The organism is Alkalimonas sp. (assembly GCF_020831925.1).
Classification (GTDB): Bacteria; Pseudomonadota; Gammaproteobacteria; order Enterobacterales; family Alteromonadaceae; genus Alkalimonas.
Window position 1 is genome coordinate 1 of sequence record NZ_JAFIFQ010000037.1, and the last position, 19,015, is coordinate 19,015.

The window sequence follows — 19,015 nt, forward strand, 5'->3', positions numbered from 1 at the left end:
TGAACTGGTAGTAGGCACTTTCATCCCAGTAGGGCTCGCCATCGATGGTATGAAATTTAAAGCCCAGGCTTTCGGCATAAGCCTGCCAGCCAGGGCGTGGGGTACTTTTGACTCGTTTCATCTTAACTGCCGTAACTGCGCTGGCGATTGGCCTGCTGCCTGGCCGCTTGCTGACGCACCGCCGCTTGTTGACCAAAACCACCCCGGCGTACCAGCTGCGCCCGCTGCGGCTGCACCGCTGAAGGCCGCACCTTGGCGACACCCGGCTGGCTGGCCACCGCCTGATTGCTGGCGGTGCGGAAGGTCGAACGATCATCACGCGATTTGTACAGCGGCTGGGTAGGTACTGCAGAGCGGTTAGCTGCAGCGCTTTGCTGCGTAGGCTGCGCCTGACCACCGGCCAGGTTGCCACGGTTCAACATTTGGCCCGCCATATAGCCCATCATCATCGGCATAAAGAAGCTACCGCTTTGATGGCGCTCCGGCGCCACTTCACACTGACCGGCACCAAAATCCGCTTCGCATTCAAACTGGTCCTGATAGCGTGGCGCTACCTGGGTATGCAGCGCCTCAGCCCGCTCGAATTCGGCCTGGCACTCGGCCGGTGGATGATAAAAAGCGGCGCATTCTTCCGCATTATGAAAAACATGCACTTCCTGTTGCTGCTCGCCACATCCTGCCAACAGCAGGGTGGCAGCTGGCGCCATCAAGACCAGCGCGGCTTTTTTACTGCGTTTCATGAAAAATTCCTCCGGGCAGTTCGACTCAATAGCTCATACTGGCAGAATTCAGCATTCCCACCGCAATGGAACAGGCGGCAGAGAAAATACCAGCCGCCAGTTCGCCTTGCTGGATACGGGCTGGCAGCTGCTTAAGGGTCAGCTTCACCACAAAGAAAGTCAGCACCTGCACCACCAGCGCAACCCCGCCCCAGATGGCGCAGTCGATCAAGGACATGGAGTGGGTGATAGCACTGGCCAGCGGAATGGAAAAACCAATCAGAGCGCCGCCAAAGGCGACAGCCGCTGCGCTGTTATTGGCGCGGATCAAATCAAATTCGTGATGTGGCGTCACCCAGCTGTAAATACGGGCAAAGCAGAGCAGCAACGCGGCTGCCAGCGCAAAATACAACAGAAAATAGGGGACTCCCGATAACGACAACCAAACCGTTTCCATGCAATGACTCCGTAAGCCTGTTGAGAAAGAGCGACGATCCTGACGAAAAAACCAGCCAAGTACAAGCTTTTTACGCCTACCGAGCGCCTAAACACTGCGATTAACCGCTCATGGTAAGGTACAGAGCGCGTCCGGCTTTACATAGCGGCTGAACTTTATACACTGTGACTTAGCAAGCGCTGATCGTCATCAGGCGATACAAAGTAAACATCGAACGTAAAACAACGACAATACGATCCAACACAACCAATATTCACACAATCACAGGAAAGGCGTTATGACCAAATCTCTTCTCAGCTCAGTGGCACTGGCTGTTAGTCTGGCTTTAACCGGCTGCAGCGGCGAAGCCCCTGTCAGCAGCAATCAACAGCAACAACAGCAGAGTGTGCTTAGCTCTGGCATCGAGCTGCACAATATGGATACCAGTGTGGCACCACAGCAAAACTTCTTCCGTTATGTCAACGGTAAGTGGCTGGAGCGCACTGAAATTCCAGCCGACCGCGCCCGCTGGGGCAGTTTTGATGAACTGCGGGAAGTCTCCGAGCAGCATGTGCTGGCCATTATCCATGAGCTGGCGGCCGAGCAGCATGCCAAAGACAGCGATGCGCAGAAAATAGCCGATGTGTTCCGCTCTTTCCTCGATACCGATACCATCGAAGCACTGGGCCTGACCCCACTGCAACAAGACCTGGCCCGCATTGAATCGCTGCAAAGCCACGATGAACTGGCCACACTGTGGGGTGAGTGGCAAAGCATTCGTACCGGTGTGCCGGTCGCGCTGTTTGTCAGCCAGGATCAGCGCCAGTCCGACCAATACATCAGCGCTGCCAGCCAATCTGGCCTCGGCCTGCCGGATCGCGACTATTACCTGAAAGATGACGAACGTTCGCTGCAACTTCTCCAGGAATACCAAAACCTGATCCAGCGCTTCTGGCAGTTGGCGGGCTGGTCTGAAGGCGAGCAAGCCGCTGAAACCATAGTGGAGATTGAGCGTCAGCTGGCCGAAGCCCAGTGGAGCCGCATCCAAAACCGCGATCGCAATGCCACCTACAACAAAATGACCCCGGCCGAGCTGGCAGACATTGCACCTGGCTTTGACTGGGCCATCATGCTCAATGCCGCCCAGCTGGGTGATATCGATGCGTTGGTGATCCGTCAGCCCAGCTTCTTTACCGATTTTGCCGCACTGCAACAAAACATTGCCCTGGCTGACTGGCAAAAATACCTGCGCTTTCACCTGCTGCGTAGCAGCGCTTCCATGTTGCCAGCCGCTTTTGATGAAGCCAGTTTTGATTTCTATGGCCGCACCCTGAGTGGCCAGCAAGAGCAGCGCAGCCGCGAAAAACGGGCGGTGCAGACCACCGAGCGGATGCTGGGCTTTTTGGTCGGCAAAAAGTATGTGGAGCGCCATTTCCAACCGGAAGCCAAGGCACGGATGGATGAGCTGGTGAAAAACTTTATGGTCGCTTTTAGCCAGGCCATTGATGAACTGGAGTGGATGAGCGATGCCACTAAGGTGGAAGCCCAGGCCAAGCTGGCCAGCTTTAACACCAAAATCGGTTACCCGGATGTCTGGCGTGATTACGACTGTCTTACCATCTCTGCCAATGATTTGATGGGCAATGCCCGGCGCAGTGCCCAGTGCGAATACCAGCGCATGATTGGTCGTTTAGGCCAGCCGGTCGACCGGGACGAATGGGGCATGACACCGCAAACCGTCAACGCCTATTACAGCTCTACCATGAATGAAATCGTGTTTCCGGCCGCCATTTTGCAACCGCCATTCTTTGATGTGAATGCCGACGACGCCCTGAACTACGGTGCTATTGGCGCTGTGATTGGCCATGAAATCACCCATGGCTTTGATGATCAGGGTCGTCGCTCCGATGGCGAAGGCAACCTGCGTGACTGGTGGAGCGAAGAAGATGAGCGTCAGTTCCGTGAGCGGGCTCAGCTGATGATCGATCAGTTCAATGCCTTTAACCCGATTGATGATCTGCACCTGCAGGGCGCACTGGGCTTGGGTGAAAACATCGCCGATCTGGGCGGCTTAACCGTCGGTTACCGCGCCTATCAAAATTCACTGCAAGGCCAACCAGCGCCAGTGATTGATGGCTTTACCGGCTCGCAGCGTTTCTTTATCGGCTGGGGCCAAATCTGGCGTATCAAGTTCCGCGATGAAGCCTTGCGCCAGCAAGTGATCACCGGGCCACACTCACCGGGCAAGTACCGGGTGCTGGGACCACTGTCCAATATGCCGGAATTTTACCAGGCCTTTGATGTGCAACCAGGTGATGGCATGTACCGTGAAGAGGATGTGCGGGTAAAAATCTGGTAACGCTGCTCACTGGATAAAAAAATGCCGGCGCTTTTTGCCGGCATTTTTCATTATAGGTTTGGTTGGAACAACGACATCCTAACCGGCCCAAAATGAACAAAAATTTAACGTATGACACAGTTGTTTACTGTTTGTTCAGTCAGCTTGCTCCGCTTTATCCTGAATTCCAAACCAATCAACGCCCCAGGCTCGCTATCGCTGTTTTTTTTTGTTACAAAAAGGGATGCAAATGCTCAAGGAAGCCAGATGAAAACTCTCTCTTTTTTAGTGCTGGGGCTGCTGATTGGCCTTAGTCACCCTGTGTGGGCGGAAGCCGTTGATATCGGCTATATGGAACCCGCCGAAGAAATCACTGCCATTGTGGATGCGCCACCACCGCCGGCTGCCAGTTTAAGCCCGGATGGCCGCTGGTTATTGTCGCTGGAGCGCCCGGCACTGCCATCCTTGGCCGATCTGGCCGAGCCGGAGCTTCGACTGGCCGGTATGCGCTTTAATCCACGCAACCAGGGGCCATCACAACCGCGCTATTTATCCGGTGTGCAGCTGATTGAGCTGGATAGCCAGCAAGCCAAAGCAATCCGTGGCCTGCCGCGCAATCTGCGGGTGCTGTCAGCGACCTGGTCGCCGGATAGCCGCTATCTGGCCCTGCTGCAACTGGAGCAGGATCACACTGCCCTGTGGCGGGTCGATGTAGAACGCGGCCGCGCTGAGCGCTGGTCAAAAGTCAAAGTAAACGCCATCCGCGGTGGCGAACTGCAATGGGCTGCCGACAGCCAGGCGGTGTATCTGCTGGCCGTCGATCCGAAGCGTGGTGCAGAACCCGCAGCACCGGCCGTACCGGCAGGCCCGGTGGTGACAGAAGTGCGCGGCCGCACGGCACCGGCCCGTACTTATCAGGATCTGCTGCAGAACAGCCATGATGAAGCGCTGTTTAACCATTACATGGCCAGTCAGCTGGTGCGGGTGGGTCTGAACAACCGCATTCAGGTGATTACCGAGGCCAAGCCTTACTTAAGCTTTTCATTGGCACCGGACAATCAGCACCTGCTGACCACCCGCTTCACCGAGCCTTATTCCTATGCCGTGCCGATGTTCCGCTTTGCCCGTACCACCGAAGTACTGAACCGCCGTGGTGAATTGCTGTACACCGTGGAGCAGCAGCCGCTGGCCGATAACCTGCCCATCGCTTTTGATGCTGTAGTTGATAGCCGCCGCTCGATTCAGTGGCGCAGCGATCAGCCGGCTACTCTGGTCTGGGCCAAAGCCCAGGACGGTGGCGACCCGCGCCAGCCAGCCGAGGCTAGAGATCAGCTGCTGCAGCTGGCGGCACCTTTTAGCGCCGAGCCCACCCCCTTGCTGGACATGCAGTACCGTTTTGCCAGCCTATTGAGCGCGGAAGATGGTACCAGCCTGGTGTGGGAGCGCTGGTGGCAGGATCGGCAGGAAAAGCTCTGGTTGCTGACCGATGCCGAACCAAAACTGCTGTGGGAACGCTCGTACGAAGACCGCTACGGCGATCCGGGTAGCCCGCTGACCCGCCTCGATGCCAATGGCAACCGGGTGTTGCGGCTGGATAATGGCGCCATTTTGTTGACCGGTGCCGGTGCTTCCGATGATGGCGACCGGCCATTTATCGATCGCATGCAGCTGCAAAGCGGTGAGACCGTGCGACTGTGGCGCTCCGAAGCGCCTTATTTTGAGTACCCCATCACCCTGCGCGCCGATGGCCGTTTGCTGACCCAGCGGGAAAGCATCGATACGCCACCGGATTTTTATCTGCGCGACTTGCAAAGTGGTGCCCTGACCGCGGTAACCCAAACGCCGCACCCCATGCCGCATACGCTGGGTATCAGCCGGGAAATGATCCATTACCAGCGGGAAGACGGCGTGCCGATGTCTGCCACCTTGCTGCTGCCGGCTGGATACGATAAAGAGCGCGATGGCCCACTGCCGACCATTATCTGGGCTTACCCACGCGAGTTTCGCAGCAGCGCAGCGGCCGGTCAGGTCAGTGGCTCGCCGTACCGCTTTAACCGCATCGGCTACTGGAACCCACAATTTCTGGCCACTCAGGGTTATGCGGTGCTGGACAGCGCCACCATGCCGATCGTCGGTGAAGGCGAGCAAGAGCCAAACGACAGCTTTATCGAACAGCTGGTGATGAACTCAAAAGCCGCCATTGAAGCTGGCGTCAGCCGCGGTGTGACGGATCCGGAGCGGGTCGCCCTTGGTGGTCACTCGTACGGCGCTTTTATGACCGCCAATGTGCTGGCGCACTCGGATCTGTTCCGGGCCGGCATTGCCCGTAGCGGCGCTTACAACCGCAGCCTAACGCCTTTTGGTTTTCAGCGTGAGCAACGCACTTTATGGGACGATCCTGATCTCTACATCCGGATGTCGCCGTTCTTTCATGCGGAAAAAATCAAAACACCACTGCTGCTGATCCATGGTGCCGAAGACAACAACTCCGGCACCTTCCCAATGCAAAGTGAGCGCTTGTATCAGGCCATCAAAGGCAACGGTGGCACCACCCGGCTGGTGATGCTGCCACTGGAGTCGCACGGCTACCGTGCCCGCGAGTCGGTGCTGCATATGCTGTGGGAAACCGTGAACTGGCTGGATGAGTTTGTCAAAAACGCCGAGCCACGCACAGTCGATTAAATGGAAAGCTTGCTCTACAAAAACCAGCCCTGATCCGGCTGGTTTTTTTATTTGCACTACCAGACTAAAAACCGTAGTCTGTCATGTCTTTGTTTTTTAAATGTATACAAGGTGAAAATGAGGCTGCTGCGCAAACTGACCAAAGCTTTGTTATGGCTGATCCCCGGCATCTTGTTGCTGGCACTCAGCCTGTATGCGCTCTTGCTAGCCATCAACTGGCAGGATGAAGCCCCCTCAGCCGATGCCCTCTTGCTGCAAAGCTTTTTACAACACGATGCCCCCATGGCGGATGAGCTCAATGGTTATCATTTTTTGCAAGAACACAGCGATCCAGCTCTGCTGCCAATATCGGATAAGCTGAGGGCATTGTTTGCGGCATGTGAGCGCACCGATTGCCATGACGAGCTGACTGCTGTCAGCCCTGATTTACCTGCTCTGATTGCAGAGCATCAGGCACTGCTCGACTTTTACCAACAACTACAAATGTTTAGCTACTGGCAAGAAACCCCGCTTAGCCATCACTCACAAATTCCATCGTACCAGCCTGTGATGCACGCCCACCGTCTGTACTTGCTGCATATTTGGTTAAAAGTACAGGCAGGCGATGTCATAGCCGCACGTCAGTTATTGCACAATGATCTGCAGTTTTGGCGTGTTGTTATTCGCCATAACCAACATTTACTGGGTAGCATGATAAGTCGCGGCGCTTTGGAAAGGTATTTTGCTTTCAGCCAGATGCTGTTGGCATCGTTAGAGCCTGAGCATCAAATAGCTTTGGCTCCTGTCGGCTGGCATGCCCCTTTTAGTGCTGAAGAGCTTAGTCTTGAGCGGGCAATTGCCGGTGAGTGGTTCTTTAGCAGTAGTTATATAGACGAAGTGCTGGCAGCCCCATTCAACGAGCTGGGAAACCGCTTTGCTGAGCAGTTTACCATGTGGCTGCTAACACCTTTTTTGTTACCACAAGCCACCGCTAATGACCATGCCACGCAACTTTTAGCCTGCCTTGGGAGAAGCCAACCCAACGATCTGCGCTGGTATCACTGGTTGTACAACCCTATGGGTAAGACGCTCAAACAGGACATGTGTTCGCATTATCAGCGTTATAGCCTGCAAGAGCTTGAGCAACATCGTTTAGACACCCTTGCAAGGCTACAAAACCTTAGTTTCCCCGAGCAGCCTTAATTTCTGCCAGCAGTTGCTGCACATCAGCCCGCTTTAGTATTTTCTCGGCTGGCTCGGGTAAGCGGCGTTGCCAGTTGGGGTACTCGGTACTGGTGCCTGGTACATTGACCGGCGTGTCCACCAACACCAAATCTTCCAGCTGAAACGCCATCAGCTTGGCAGGCGTGGCCGCCACAAAGCGGTGGCTGTGACGGATCAAGGCAGCATAATCGCCCTCTGGCAAATCAAACTGCCGACGCAGGATCTGCTTTTCATCCTCGCGCAACTGATGTAGCTGCTCAGCAACTTCAGCACTGGGGTACAGATCCAACCGGTGGCGTAGCGCTAAATCGTGCTCTTGCCAATAACCCACCATGGTCGGCATATCGTGGGTAGTAACCGTCGCCATCGAGCGCTCCGGATAGGTCGCCTCGCTGTGCTGGTAGCTGCTGTGTTTTTGCTCCAGCAAAAACACCCGGTACGACAGCACCTGGTATTGCTCGAGCAAGCGGCTGATTTCCGCTGGCACTGTGCCCAGGTCTTCGCCTATCACCACACAATGATTGCGCTGACTTTCCAGCGCCAGAATGGCGAATAAATCATCGGCCGGGAAACGCACGTAGGCGCCCTCAGTCGCACTTTTACCCACAGGGGTACACCAAAGCCGCAGCAAAGCCATCACATGATCGATACGCAAGGCACCGGCATGCTGCATATTGGCCTGCAACAAATCAATAAAGGGCTGGTAAGCCTTGGTTTTCAGGGTCGCCGGATTGTAGGGCGGTAAGCCCCAGTCCTGTCCTTTGGGCGCCATTATATCGGCTGGTGCGCCTACGCTAAGCTGCAAGAAATAGTTTTCCGGCTCAGCCCAGGTCTCAGCACTGCTGCGGTTGGTCCCCACCGCCAGGTCGCGGTACAGGCCTATCGCCATACCGGCTTGCAGGCAAGACTGCTGAGCTGCTGCCAACTGACGATAGGCCAGCCACTGCGCATACAGTTGCTGCTGAATGGCATCCTGGTGCTGCACGGCAAAAGCCTGCACCGCCGGGCTATGCGGCCACTGATACTCGGCCGGAAATTGCTGCCAACTGGCCATCTGCCAGTCTTTAGCAAACATCTGCTGCTGCAGCACCTTGTACACCACCAGCTGATACAGACTATCGCCGCCGTCCTCAACAAAGCGCTGAAAGGCTTTGGCCCTGGGGGTACCGGCTTGCAGCTCCTGCTGCTGAAAATGCGCAAACATCAAACCGGTAATACGCTGCTTCAGCCGGCTGACCGTGGCGTAATCCACCGCCTCGGCTGCACGGCACTGCTGCAATTGCTGCAGAAAGTCACCGGATTGCACGGCTTGCTGCACGGCTTCAGCCTGGTACTCCGGCTCCAGCGTTAAATCGACATACAGACTGTTCAACCACAAGCGGCTGTTCGGGCTGTAGGGGCTGCAATCTTGCGGCAGTGCCGGATAGAGTGCATGCAAAGGGTTTAAGCCAATAAAATCGCAGCCGGCGGCAGCAAAGTCAGGCGCCAGCCGGATCAGATCGCCAAAGTCGCCAATACCCCAGTTGTGCTCGGTATTTAGCGCATACAGCTGAATAGCCGGGCCGGCGGTCTTACGAAACACCGCTTTATCCTGCAGCTGAAAGCAACGTGATGGTGTGATAATCAGCCGCTGCGTCAATTGGTTTTGGCCAGCGGTTAACGTTAGCTGGTGGTAACCGGTTTCCAACTCCTGCGGAATCGTCAGGTGAAAGGCCAGCCAAGTGCCATCACTTAGCTCGGCTTGCTCGATGATATCGCCCTGATGCAGCTCCAGCTCACCTTGCAATTGCTGGCCATGTTCGGTATCCACCTGCCAACGCCAGTGGCTTTGTGCGTTTTGCTTAGGTTGCTGCAACCGAACCTGCAATGGCTGATGCTGCTGTGCCACCGTCACCGGCTGCAGATAATGGTGCCAGTGCTCGGTTTCTAACTGATGGATATGGGCGGCAATGCTTTGTTCGCTGCTTAAGTCATAGCCTATTGCCAGCAAAACCCCGGCAATAATATCCTGCGGGATGCTCTCAGGCTGGCCATGAGCATTGATGTAATGATCCTGAACTCCGGCCAGCTCGGCCAAACGTTGTTGTAATTCCATAGTGCACCTGTTGCCGGAAAGCAGCTTGCTGGCAGCCAGCTCGCACGGCTGGCATCATCAAAATAAATCACTGAGCCAAGCATAAACAGGGCGGCTGCGGAAAGGAATGCACTGCATACGTATGCAGTGACCAACAGGCAAAAAACCAGTAAAAACACCAACTTCCAGCCATGCCTTATGACTAAACAGGCAAAAAACCAACCAAATCAACGGTTAAATATCAAACAAGCGCACCAAATGGGGTCAATCTGACAAAAAACAGCCCCGCTTTTGTGCAGAAGTGCCACTATGAATACGTATTCATATTGTTGTTGCACCCGAATAAGTTTAATAAATAGCAAGACGACAGGATTAGCTGCTGCTGAAAAAGCAGAAGCATATAAAAAACCAACACGGGGATAAAGGGCATGAACAAGTTTAAACTCAGTCTGCTGACTATGGCGATGGCCACCGTCGGCATCAGCCATTTCGGTGCCTATGCGCTGGAAAGCGACACCGAAGCGGCAGCAGAAGAAGAGTCTGTAGAAGTAATTGCGGTGCGTGGTTTCCGCCGCAGCTTACAAGAATCTCAGAACCTTAAGATGTTTAACAGCTCCTTTGTCGAAGCGATTTCGGCTGAAGACATTGGCAAATTACCAGATTCCAGCATCGCTGAATCCCTGGCTCGGATGCCAGGTTTAGCTGCACAACGATTGGACGGCCGTGCCAGCCGAATCACCATCCGTGGCTTTGGTGAAAATGAAAGCGCCACCACTTTTAACGGTCGGGAACAAGTTTCAATTAGTGATAACCGTGGCGTAGAGTTTGATTTATACCCTTCTGAAATCATGAGCCAGGTTGTGGTATATAAAACCCCTGATGCCCGCCTTGAAGCTGAAGGTATTGCTGGTGTTATTGATTTACGTACTGTGAGCCCTCTTAGCCGAGAGGAGCGTGTTATACAAGTAAACGGGCAGTATGAGCGTACTAGCTTTGGTAAGCTAAACCCAGACGGTAACAATGCAGGTATGCGCGGAACTTTTGCATACATTGACCAATTTGCTGATAACACCCTTGGCATCGCAATTGCTGCAACCACGATGAAATCACCCAACCAAGAAAAACGTTGGAATGCCTGGGGCTATGATGGAGCTCAACAATCTGTTGAATGGGGCGCTGGCATTGACGCCGGTGACTTTGAGTTAAGCAATGACTTCGTCATCCTTGGCGGTGCTAAGCCGTTTGCACGCTCTTCGACGTTACGCCGTGATTCTATCCTGGCTGTGGTTGAGTATCTACCTAATGACCGCTTAAAGTTGACTGCCGACGCACTTTACGTCGACTTTTCAGATGAGAAAATACTGCGTGGCATTGAAGTCCCTGGTGTTTGGGCAGGTGGTAACACACTGATCCGCGAAGTAAGCGACGGTGTAGTTTCACAAGGAACCATCACGAACCGGGCTGTCGTACGTAATGATTATGAAGTTCGCGACGCGACGCTAAAAGCCTTTGGTTTTAATGCCAATTACGACCTGACTGATTACATCACGTTAGATTTTGATGTCAGCCGTTCTACCGTTAAGCGCCAAATCTGGAGCATGGAAAACTACTCAGGAACTGGCCGTGGTGATGGTGTTGGTGCAACCGATACTATCGATTATGTACTTAACCCAAATGGTACCGGCGCAACGTTTTCTCCTACATTAAATTATGCGGACTGGAACCTCATGCTGCTAGGGGCCCCTTTAAGTTGGGGTAACGGTGTCACCATTCCTAGCGATGCACAAGATGGCTTTATCAATACACCCGAAATTGACGGTGACTTAACAACCTTACGTCTGGCTGCAAACCATGCCTTGGATAATGCAGGCCCTATCAGCAGCCTTGACTATGGCGTATCTTACAAAGACCGTTCTAAAACCAAGCGCTCAGAAGGCTACTACTTAACTTTAACCAGTTATCCCGGCGCCCTAGCGCCAGTGCCAGAACAATATCGACTTGGTTTTACCGATTTAAGTTTCTTGGGCTTCGGTAATATGATTGCCTATGATTCACGTGGTTTAGTGCGTGATGGTTTTTATAATTTAACGCCTGAAAGCCTGAATGACCCAAGCCATTTAGCACGCTCCTGGACCGTCAATGAGCAGGTAACAGCTTTGTTTGCTCAAGCAAACCTGGATACCGAAGTTGCAGATTATGCTCTGACAGGTAATGTCGGTTTACGTTACGTGAAGACCAAGCAGGACTCACAAGGTTTTGGTAATTTTGTCGTGGATGGTCGCGTACAGTCTGTTCCTACAGACATATCGCATGACTTCGGCATTCTGCTCCCCAGCCTGAATCTAAAACTTGCATTGGATGACCAACAAAGTATTCGTTTTGGTGCAGCAAAAACCATGTCCCGCCCAAGACTGGATGATATGAATGCATCCATGAGCATTTCATACAATCAAAATGCAACTTCCGAAGCCGCTTGGAGTGTAGGTGGTGGTAACCCAACGCTGGAGCCAAAAACAGCTGTTGGTTTGGATCTGGGGTATGAAAATTACTTCCATCCGGAAGGTTACTTTGCCGTCACTGTCTTCCACAAAGAACTAAAAGACTGGATTTTTGGTGGTTCAACTCGCTTTGAGTTTGATGACATTACAGCCCCAGATGGCTCAGCTCCGGTAAATAAGCTGGCTGTTGCCAGTGGTCAGGTCAATGGTGGATCTGGCAGCTTGTCAGGCTTAGAACTGTCAGCTTCGATCCCATTAAGTATCGTGCATTCAAGCCTGGAAGGTTTTGGTATTTTTGCTAGCCACACTAAAATCACCTCCGACATTCAAGATCCAGCTGGGAATGATTTCGAGCTGCCAGGTTTATCCGATAAAATTCAGACGTTTACATTTTATTATGATAAGGAAGGCTTCTCAGCGCGGGTTTCAATGCGCAAGCGCTCTGACTTTAAGGGTGATATCTACAATATCGGCTTTAATACGGCGCAAGTAGATATTGATGGTGAAACCATTTGGGATGCCCAAATCGGTTATGACTTTGGTGCAGCAGGCTTTACCAAACTGGATGGTTTAAGCGTATTCCTGCAAGGCCAGAATCTGAGCAACCAACCATTTACTACCCGCCATGGCAGCGGTGCTGTGCGTGACTTCCAAGACTACGGCAGAACCTACTTACTAGGTTTCTCCTATCAGTTCTAAGGTGAAGTTACTGGTGTAATCTAAGCCCCTAAGATAGGCTTTATCTTAGGGGCTTTTTTATGGTGTAAAACATGAATGAACAACAAGCAGTAAAAGAGGTTGTGATTGTCGGTGGCGGGACTGCTGGCTGGATTAGTGCGGCACTACTGGTCAAGATGCTTGGGAAGTCCATCAAGATCACACTGATTGAATCGGAAGAAATTGGCATCGTTGGTGTCGGTGAAGCAACCATTCCACCAGTGATCCACTTTAATGAAGGTCTTGGCATTAATGAGGCCGAGTTTCTAAAAGAAACTCACGGCAGCATCAAGCTGGGAATTCAATTTGAAAATTGGGGGCAGCAAGGTGACAGCTACATGCATGCTTTCGGAAATTTTGGCAAAGACTACCCATTCTGCACCTTCCATCACTTCTGGTTAAAAGCTAAAGAACAAGGGCTTAGCGATAATATTTGGGATTATTCGTTTAACTATCAGGCAGCAAAACTAAACCACTTTACCAAACTGGACACAATCCCTAATGTTAATTTGCAAGGGTTAGTCTATGCCTACCATTTTGATGCCTCTTTATACGCCAGTTTCTTACGACGGCTTTGTGAGAAAATGGGGGTGAAGCGTATTGAAGGACGGATTGCACAGGTTGAAACGGATCCACAAACCGGCAATATAAGTATGCTGAAACTGCAGAATGATCGTGAAATCACAGGGGATCTGTTCATCGACTGCAGTGGCATGCATGCGCTGTTGATCGAGAAAACGCTCAATACAGGCTATGAAGACTGGAGCCACTGGCTTCCCTGTGATCGCGCCTGGGCAGTACCAACCGAAAGGGTTGATCCGATTACTCCTTATACCCGCTCAATCGCGCATCAGGCTGGTTGGCAGTGGCGAATTCCTTTACAACATCGTACCGGTAACGGTCTGGTTTTCTCCAGTAAATATTGGTCGGAGGAAGATGCTAAGGCGCACTTACTAGCAAACTTGGATGCGCCAACGTTGGCAGAACCCAGACTCATTAAATTCCGAACTGGCCGTCGTTTAAAGCAATGGAATCGTAATGTCGTCAGCATTGGGTTGTCGAGCGGATTTCTTGAGCCACTGGAGTCTACCAGCATCCACCTGATTCAGTCAGGTATCATTCGACTGGTAAAAAACTTCCCGCATCAAGGGATCAAACCCGAAGAAGTCGCTGAGTTTAATCGTCAGTCACAGATTGAATTTGAGCATATTCGGGATTTTATTATCTTGCATTATAAACTAACACAAAGAACTGACAGCAAGTTCTGGCGAGACTGTCAGCAGATGGATATTCCTGAGCGTTTAGCGAAAAAAATGGATTTGTTCAAAGCAACGGGTAAAGTTTATCGTGAGCAGGATGAGTTGTTTTCACCCATCGCCTGGATCCAGGTGATGCTGGGGCAAGGACTTTCACCAGAGGACTTTCATCCTATTGTAAATGCACTAACTCCAGAACAGCTGCAAGAGCTACTTAGCTACCTGAAAACTATTTTTGTCGAAACGGCGAAGAAACTGCCTGAACATAATGAGTTCTTGGAAAACTTTTGTGGTCATTGATCCCGCAAGAATTTCTGCACTCTATTCGCCATGAGCGACTCAAGCCGGGCGGTTTCACGCTACTAGGAAGCCGCTTGTCGCTTATAACCGATTGCACCAAAACAAAACAAAAGTTATGATACTCGAATTACAAATTTAACATTAACAGGTACTGCTTCACACCCCAAGGACGAGGTGGTGCCATGGCATAGTTAAGGAGATAGGATGCGTACCCTTATCATCGCCGCTGCTTTGTTGGCAGCAGCACTTTTTGCTTACATCAAGTTAACCTCCAACGGCGTTGAGCGGGCGTCGGAGCAGCTTAGCTACATTCCGGCCGACACGGCCATGCTCACTGTACAGCTGGAGCCCTTTGATCTGGTACGCTACCTGAAGCAGGTACAGCTGTATCCACAGGACACTCAGCAAACCCTGGATGTGTTGACGTCTATGCTCAGCATCTCGGGCTCTAACAGCGGCCACTTTCTGGCGGCCTTGCTTGAGCAATACCTACATCTGATGGAACAGCCGGAGCAACTGACAGAGCTAACCGGTCTTCGGCAAGAATTTCGCAGCTTATTCTATCTGGTTGGTTTATCCCCGGTCAGCCGCTTTGAATTAACCAATGAGCAGGCGTTCTGGCGATTTTTTGACCGCATCGAACAGCAAAGTCAACTCTGGCATCAGGCCGAGGAGCTGGATGGCATCGCCTACCGCCGTTATGCGCTGTTTCCATTCAATGGCCATAGCCTGGACCTGTTGGTCACAGTGCAGAATGGTTGGGGTACGGTGGTGCTGACGTCCAATGGCTTTGACGCCGCTCACCATGCCGAAGCTCTGGCGATTCGCAAGCCTACTGATGTAATGAACTGGCACAGAGCGATCACCCCACTGGCCAAGCGCTACCAACTAAATGAAGCCAGCTTTGGCATGCTGAGCAGTGCCGAGCTACTCAAAGCCATCACCAGTAACAACCAGAATCGCTTAGCCCGCGATCTGCATGCCCTGCTTGGCGATGACCTTAGCACCATCATGACAGACTGGCACACAACAGCCTGTCAGGCGGATACCGCCACCATCGCCGCCAACTGGCCTGGCATTTATTTTGATAATCAGCTCAATAAGCAGCCAATGAGCAGCCGTATGCTGATTGCCAGCAGCGACAAAACCGCCATGGCGTCATTAGACAAACTGCGAGGCTTTATTGCACCGCACGTACAGCAACCAACCAACAACAGCCTGTTGCACCTTGGGCTGGGCTTGAATATTGGCCAGCTGCTTCCTGCCGTTGGTGAACTATGGGCCGCCACCAGCAACGCCAGCTTCCAGTGCGCTCCGCTGGTTGAGCTGCAAACCACCATGAAGGCCAGCAACCCTCTGGCGGCACTTGCTATGGCTGGGATGGCAGGCTCAGTGAAAGGCGCTTCCTTTACCGTCAACGACGTTCGGATGGATCCGGCTACCGGTATGCCTGCTGTGGTCGATGCCGTGTTCAGCCTGTCGGCTGACAATGCCCACAGCCTGCTGCAAAGTCTGCTGATGTTTTATCCACCGCTGGCCGATATTCCTTTCCCGCAGCTCGGCGAAGAATTAGAGCTGAATGAACTCTTTCCAATGGCCGCTCAATTTGGCATGGCACCCAAACTGATGCTGACCCAGGATCACGCGCTGATTTATCAGGGAGAGCAAGCCAGCAGCCAGGCCAAAGCTCTGGCAGGCACCGCGCTTAGTCAAAATGGCTTGCTGCACTTTGGCATGAACTACGCCCGTTTCTTTACCGCCATGGCTGACAGCATGGCCGCCACGGGCGCTGAATTACCGCCCGAGTTTGAAGCCATGAAAGACACCCCCTTCCAACTGGATCTGAGTTTGGACATCGAAGCACAAGGCATTGCGATTGAAAGCCGGATGCATCTGGATACCAAAGCCGATTAAACATTTCAGCCCGGCTTAGCCGGGCTGTTGTTTTAACCAGAGTTGTAGATTGCAGCCCGTCTCCCTGGCAAAGCGTTCATCGTGCGATACCAACACAAAGCTACCAGGCCAATTGGCTAGTTGCCGGGCTAAGTAAGCCTTGGCCTGCAGATCCAGGTGATTGTCCGGCTCATCCAATAACAGCAAAGGCATCTGTGGCTGTGGCCGGGTCAGCGCCAACAGCGCCAGCTTCATCCGCTCACCACCACTGAGGCTGCTTACCGGTTGCAACCATTGTTGCGCCGTTAAACCAATGGCCACCAGCGCTGTTCTGGCCTCGGTATTATTCAACTGCGGCGCCAGTCGTTGCAAGTTATCCAGGGCGCTTTGCTCAGGATCCAGCAGGCTAAAGTATTGATCCAGATAGTGGCAGGGTGGCGAGCAACGCAACAGGCCAGCTGCGGGCGCTAAACTACCGCAAATGGTTTGCAACAACACCGACTTGCCAGTGCCATTGTCGCCCTGCAACCACAGCTTATCGCCAAACTGCAGCTCCAGACTGACCGGCCCGGCCGAGCCATAACACAACTCCAGTTGCTGTAGCCTGAGCTGCCAGCCGGCCTGCTGCGTTGGTGCCGGCAGTTGAAAACTCAACGCCTGTTCCTTGTGCTGACGATCCGTTAACTGACATAACTGCTGGTGCAGCCGCCGTCGCTCGGCTTCGGCTTGGCGTTTTCTGGTACCACCGGATTGCTCGGCACTGTTTTGCCGCGCATCCAGCACCAACTTAGACTGACTGCCAGCCGCCCGCTGCAGCTTGCCACTGCGGGCCCGGCGCTGCGCTCTTTGCTCACGCTCGACAATGCTTTGCTCCAACTGACGCTGCTCTTTTTTACGCTGCGCCAGCGCCTGTGACACCGCCTGCTGCTCTGCACGCTGCTGATTTTGGTACAAAGTAAAACCACCACCGTAACGCTGTAACTTACCGTGCTGCAACTCGTACAGTAACGGCACCACTTCAAGCAAGGCAGGATCATGGCTGATCAGCAAAACGGCTCCAGGGTATGCCTGCAGCTGCTGCCTAAGCCAGGCCCGCCCACTCGCATCCAAGTGATTGCCCGGCTCATCCAGCAGCAACCAGTCTGGCTGCTGGCGGAACAACTGCCACAGCAACAAACGACTAAGCTGGCCGCCACTAAGTTCGGCACAAGGCTGCCAGATATCCCCACTCAGGCCCAGTGCCTGTAATTGGTCGGCCAGGTCCTCAGCCAAAGTCCATTGCTCTGCAAGCAATTCAAAGTCAGTTTCGTCGCAGCTACCAGCCAGGATCCGCTGCAAAGCCTCCAACGGCTCACGCAGTTGCAGCAGATCCGCCACAGTGCCGATCTGGCGCCAATCATGCTGCTGTAGCTGGGCAAAATAGCCCAGACTGCCCTGACGCTGAATACTGCCTTGCTGCAGAGCACGCTGCCCGGCCAGCAGTTCCAGCAACACCGACTTGCCACTGCCATTGGCCCCGGTCAGCCCCTGCAAGCCTGGTTGCAAGCTGATATCAAGCGACTGCAACAACGGGCGGCCATCTGGCAGGGTATAGCGAAGATGGTGGGCAAAAAAATACGACATACAGCCTCCTTACGGGGGCGGCATAGCCTGCAACAATCAGTAGTGGGTATGAATCACCGCAGCAAGAACCGCTGCAATGCAGGACGATGCCAGAAGACCCCCGAGAATCCAAAATAAAAAAAGTGCGGATTGTCAGGTGTCATTGATTCATGTCGGCATCGGCTCCAAAGCGAAAAGTGCGTGAATTTTAGCCACTTCCGTTGGAGAAGTAAAATGCATTTTGCGTTAGCCAACAAACGACAGCACAAGAGGTAAGGTGATCATCGCAAAGAGTGTTTGCGCCGTAATGATCGCCGCCATCAAAGGGGCATCGCCCCCAAGCTGCCGGGCCAGAATATACGCAGAGGTTGCGGTTGGCATGGCGGCAAAGATGATCAGCACCTGAGACGCCAACTCGGATAACTGAAACCCATAAGCCACCCCCCAGGCAAGCAGTGGAAACAGCAGCAATTTAATGGCTGATGAGGCATAAAGCACCCGCCCCGACGATCGCAAGGCACTCAGGTTCAGCGCCGCACCAACCGACAGCAGCCCTAGCGGCAAGGCCATTTGTCCCAACAACCCCAAAGTAGCAGACAGCGTGGCTGGTAAGCCACCCAGTTGATTCAGTAAAACCCCGGCAAAACAAGCCAGAATAAGCGGGTTTTTGGCCAAAGCCTTAAGCGTTGGCAGCAGATTGGCAGTCAGCCCTTTTTCACTGGAAAACACCAGCACACACAAGACATTAAGGGTAGGGATCATCACCGCAGCAATAATGGCTGCCACCACCAAACCTTCGGTTGATACCAGTGCCGCTGTGCAGGCCAGCGCCACAAAGGTATTAAAGCGCATACTGCCTTGATAAAACGATGTGTAGGCTGCAAAGCCAACCCGCAATGGCTTTTTTACTACCAGGCAGATGCCACTAACGACAACCAGCAAGACCAGCACTGCCAGTACAATCCGTAACGACTCCCCGCCGGACAGGCTGGCCTGACTCAGGCTATGGATCAATAACGCCGGAAAAAGCAGATAGTAGGTTAAGCGCTCTGCCGGCGCCCAAAAACCCTCACCGGGAAAGCCATGGCGGCGCGCAAAGAAACCCAGCATCAGTAACGCAAAAATTGGCACCAAGGCAGCGATGATCTGTAGCATCTTCTATTCTAAACCCGGCAATAAATAGCGGTATCAGGATACATACTGAGCGCTGCCCTTGACAGAGTCCTGTGTGTTTTTTTGTTGTATTAAGCTAATTCAATCCGTAAAAAATACAAAGCGACTTTTTACAGCAAATGCA

Annotated in this window: 11 protein-coding genes and 1 pseudogene; 6 read left to right on the forward strand and 6 right to left on the reverse strand. The window is 53.0% G+C overall.

Annotated features, from left to right (window positions below; genetic code table 11):
• From JJU14_RS11780 to JJU14_RS11790, 3 genes and pseudogenes are all read right to left on the reverse strand, one after another.
• Positions 1 to 121, reverse strand: a pseudogene (locus tag JJU14_RS11780) (glutathionylspermidine synthase family protein); the annotation flags it as partial.
• Between the two features lies 1 nt (position 122).
• Positions 123 to 740: a DUF1190 domain-containing protein gene (locus JJU14_RS11785; RefSeq protein WP_228613783.1), complete on the reverse strand. Its 618-nt coding sequence runs from the start codon at positions 738 to 740 to the stop codon at positions 123 to 125.
• Positions 741 to 765: 25 nt separating this feature from the next.
• Complete coding sequence (locus JJU14_RS11790) at positions 766 to 1,176, reverse strand: DUF350 domain-containing protein (protein WP_091342863.1); 411 nt, start codon at positions 1,174 to 1,176, stop codon at positions 766 to 768.
• A 277-nt stretch (positions 1,177 to 1,453) separates the two neighbouring features.
• Between JJU14_RS11790 and JJU14_RS11795 the strand changes: the two genes are divergently transcribed.
• The 3 genes from JJU14_RS11795 (at position 1,454) to JJU14_RS11805 (ending at position 7,357) form a co-directional block, all read left to right on the forward strand.
• Positions 1,454 to 3,514, forward strand: coding sequence for a M13-type metalloendopeptidase (locus JJU14_RS11795; RefSeq protein ID WP_228613784.1), 2,061 nt, complete (start codon positions 1,454 to 1,456; stop codon positions 3,512 to 3,514).
• Positions 3,515 to 3,760: 246 nt separating this feature from the next.
• Entirely contained in the window at positions 3,761 to 6,175 is a 2,415-nt protein-coding gene (locus JJU14_RS11800) for a prolyl oligopeptidase family serine peptidase (RefSeq protein WP_228613785.1), read from the forward strand.
• Between the two features lie 111 nt (positions 6,176 to 6,286).
• A complete protein-coding gene (locus tag JJU14_RS11805; protein WP_228613786.1) occupies positions 6,287 to 7,357 on the forward strand; it encodes a hypothetical protein in 1,071 nt (356 codons plus the stop codon).
• Here JJU14_RS11805 and malQ read toward each other — a convergent pair.
• Positions 7,335 to 9,473: a 4-alpha-glucanotransferase gene (gene malQ / locus JJU14_RS11810; protein ID WP_228613787.1), complete on the reverse strand. Its 2,139-nt coding sequence runs from the start codon at positions 9,471 to 9,473 to the stop codon at positions 7,335 to 7,337. The two genes, JJU14_RS11805 and malQ, sit on opposite strands and share 23 nt — an antisense overlap.
• 407 nt (positions 9,474 to 9,880) lie before the next feature.
• Between malQ and JJU14_RS11815 the strand changes: the two genes are divergently transcribed.
• From JJU14_RS11815 to JJU14_RS11825, 3 genes are all read left to right on the forward strand, one after another.
• The gene (locus JJU14_RS11815) at positions 9,881 to 12,649 is read left to right on the forward strand and encodes a TonB-dependent receptor (protein WP_228613788.1); all 2,769 of its coding nucleotides are present in this window, start codon (positions 9,881 to 9,883) and stop codon (positions 12,647 to 12,649) included.
• A 71-nt stretch (positions 12,650 to 12,720) separates the two neighbouring features.
• A complete protein-coding gene (locus JJU14_RS11820) occupies positions 12,721 to 14,223 on the forward strand; it encodes a tryptophan halogenase family protein (RefSeq protein WP_228613789.1) in 1,503 nt (500 codons plus the stop codon).
• Between the two features lie 204 nt (positions 14,224 to 14,427).
• Positions 14,428 to 16,137, forward strand: coding sequence for a hypothetical protein (locus tag JJU14_RS11825; protein WP_228613790.1), 1,710 nt, complete (start codon positions 14,428 to 14,430; stop codon positions 16,135 to 16,137).
• Between the two features lie 15 nt (positions 16,138 to 16,152).
• Here JJU14_RS11825 and JJU14_RS11830 read toward each other — a convergent pair whose 3' ends face one another.
• Positions 16,153 to 17,739, reverse strand: coding sequence for an ATP-binding cassette domain-containing protein (locus JJU14_RS11830; RefSeq protein WP_228613791.1), 1,587 nt, complete (start codon positions 17,737 to 17,739; stop codon positions 16,153 to 16,155).
• Between the two features lie 225 nt (positions 17,740 to 17,964).
• Complete coding sequence (locus tag JJU14_RS11835) at positions 17,965 to 18,873, reverse strand: AEC family transporter (protein ID WP_228613792.1); 909 nt, start codon at positions 18,871 to 18,873, stop codon at positions 17,965 to 17,967.
• Positions 18,874 to 19,015 lie beyond the last annotated feature (142 nt).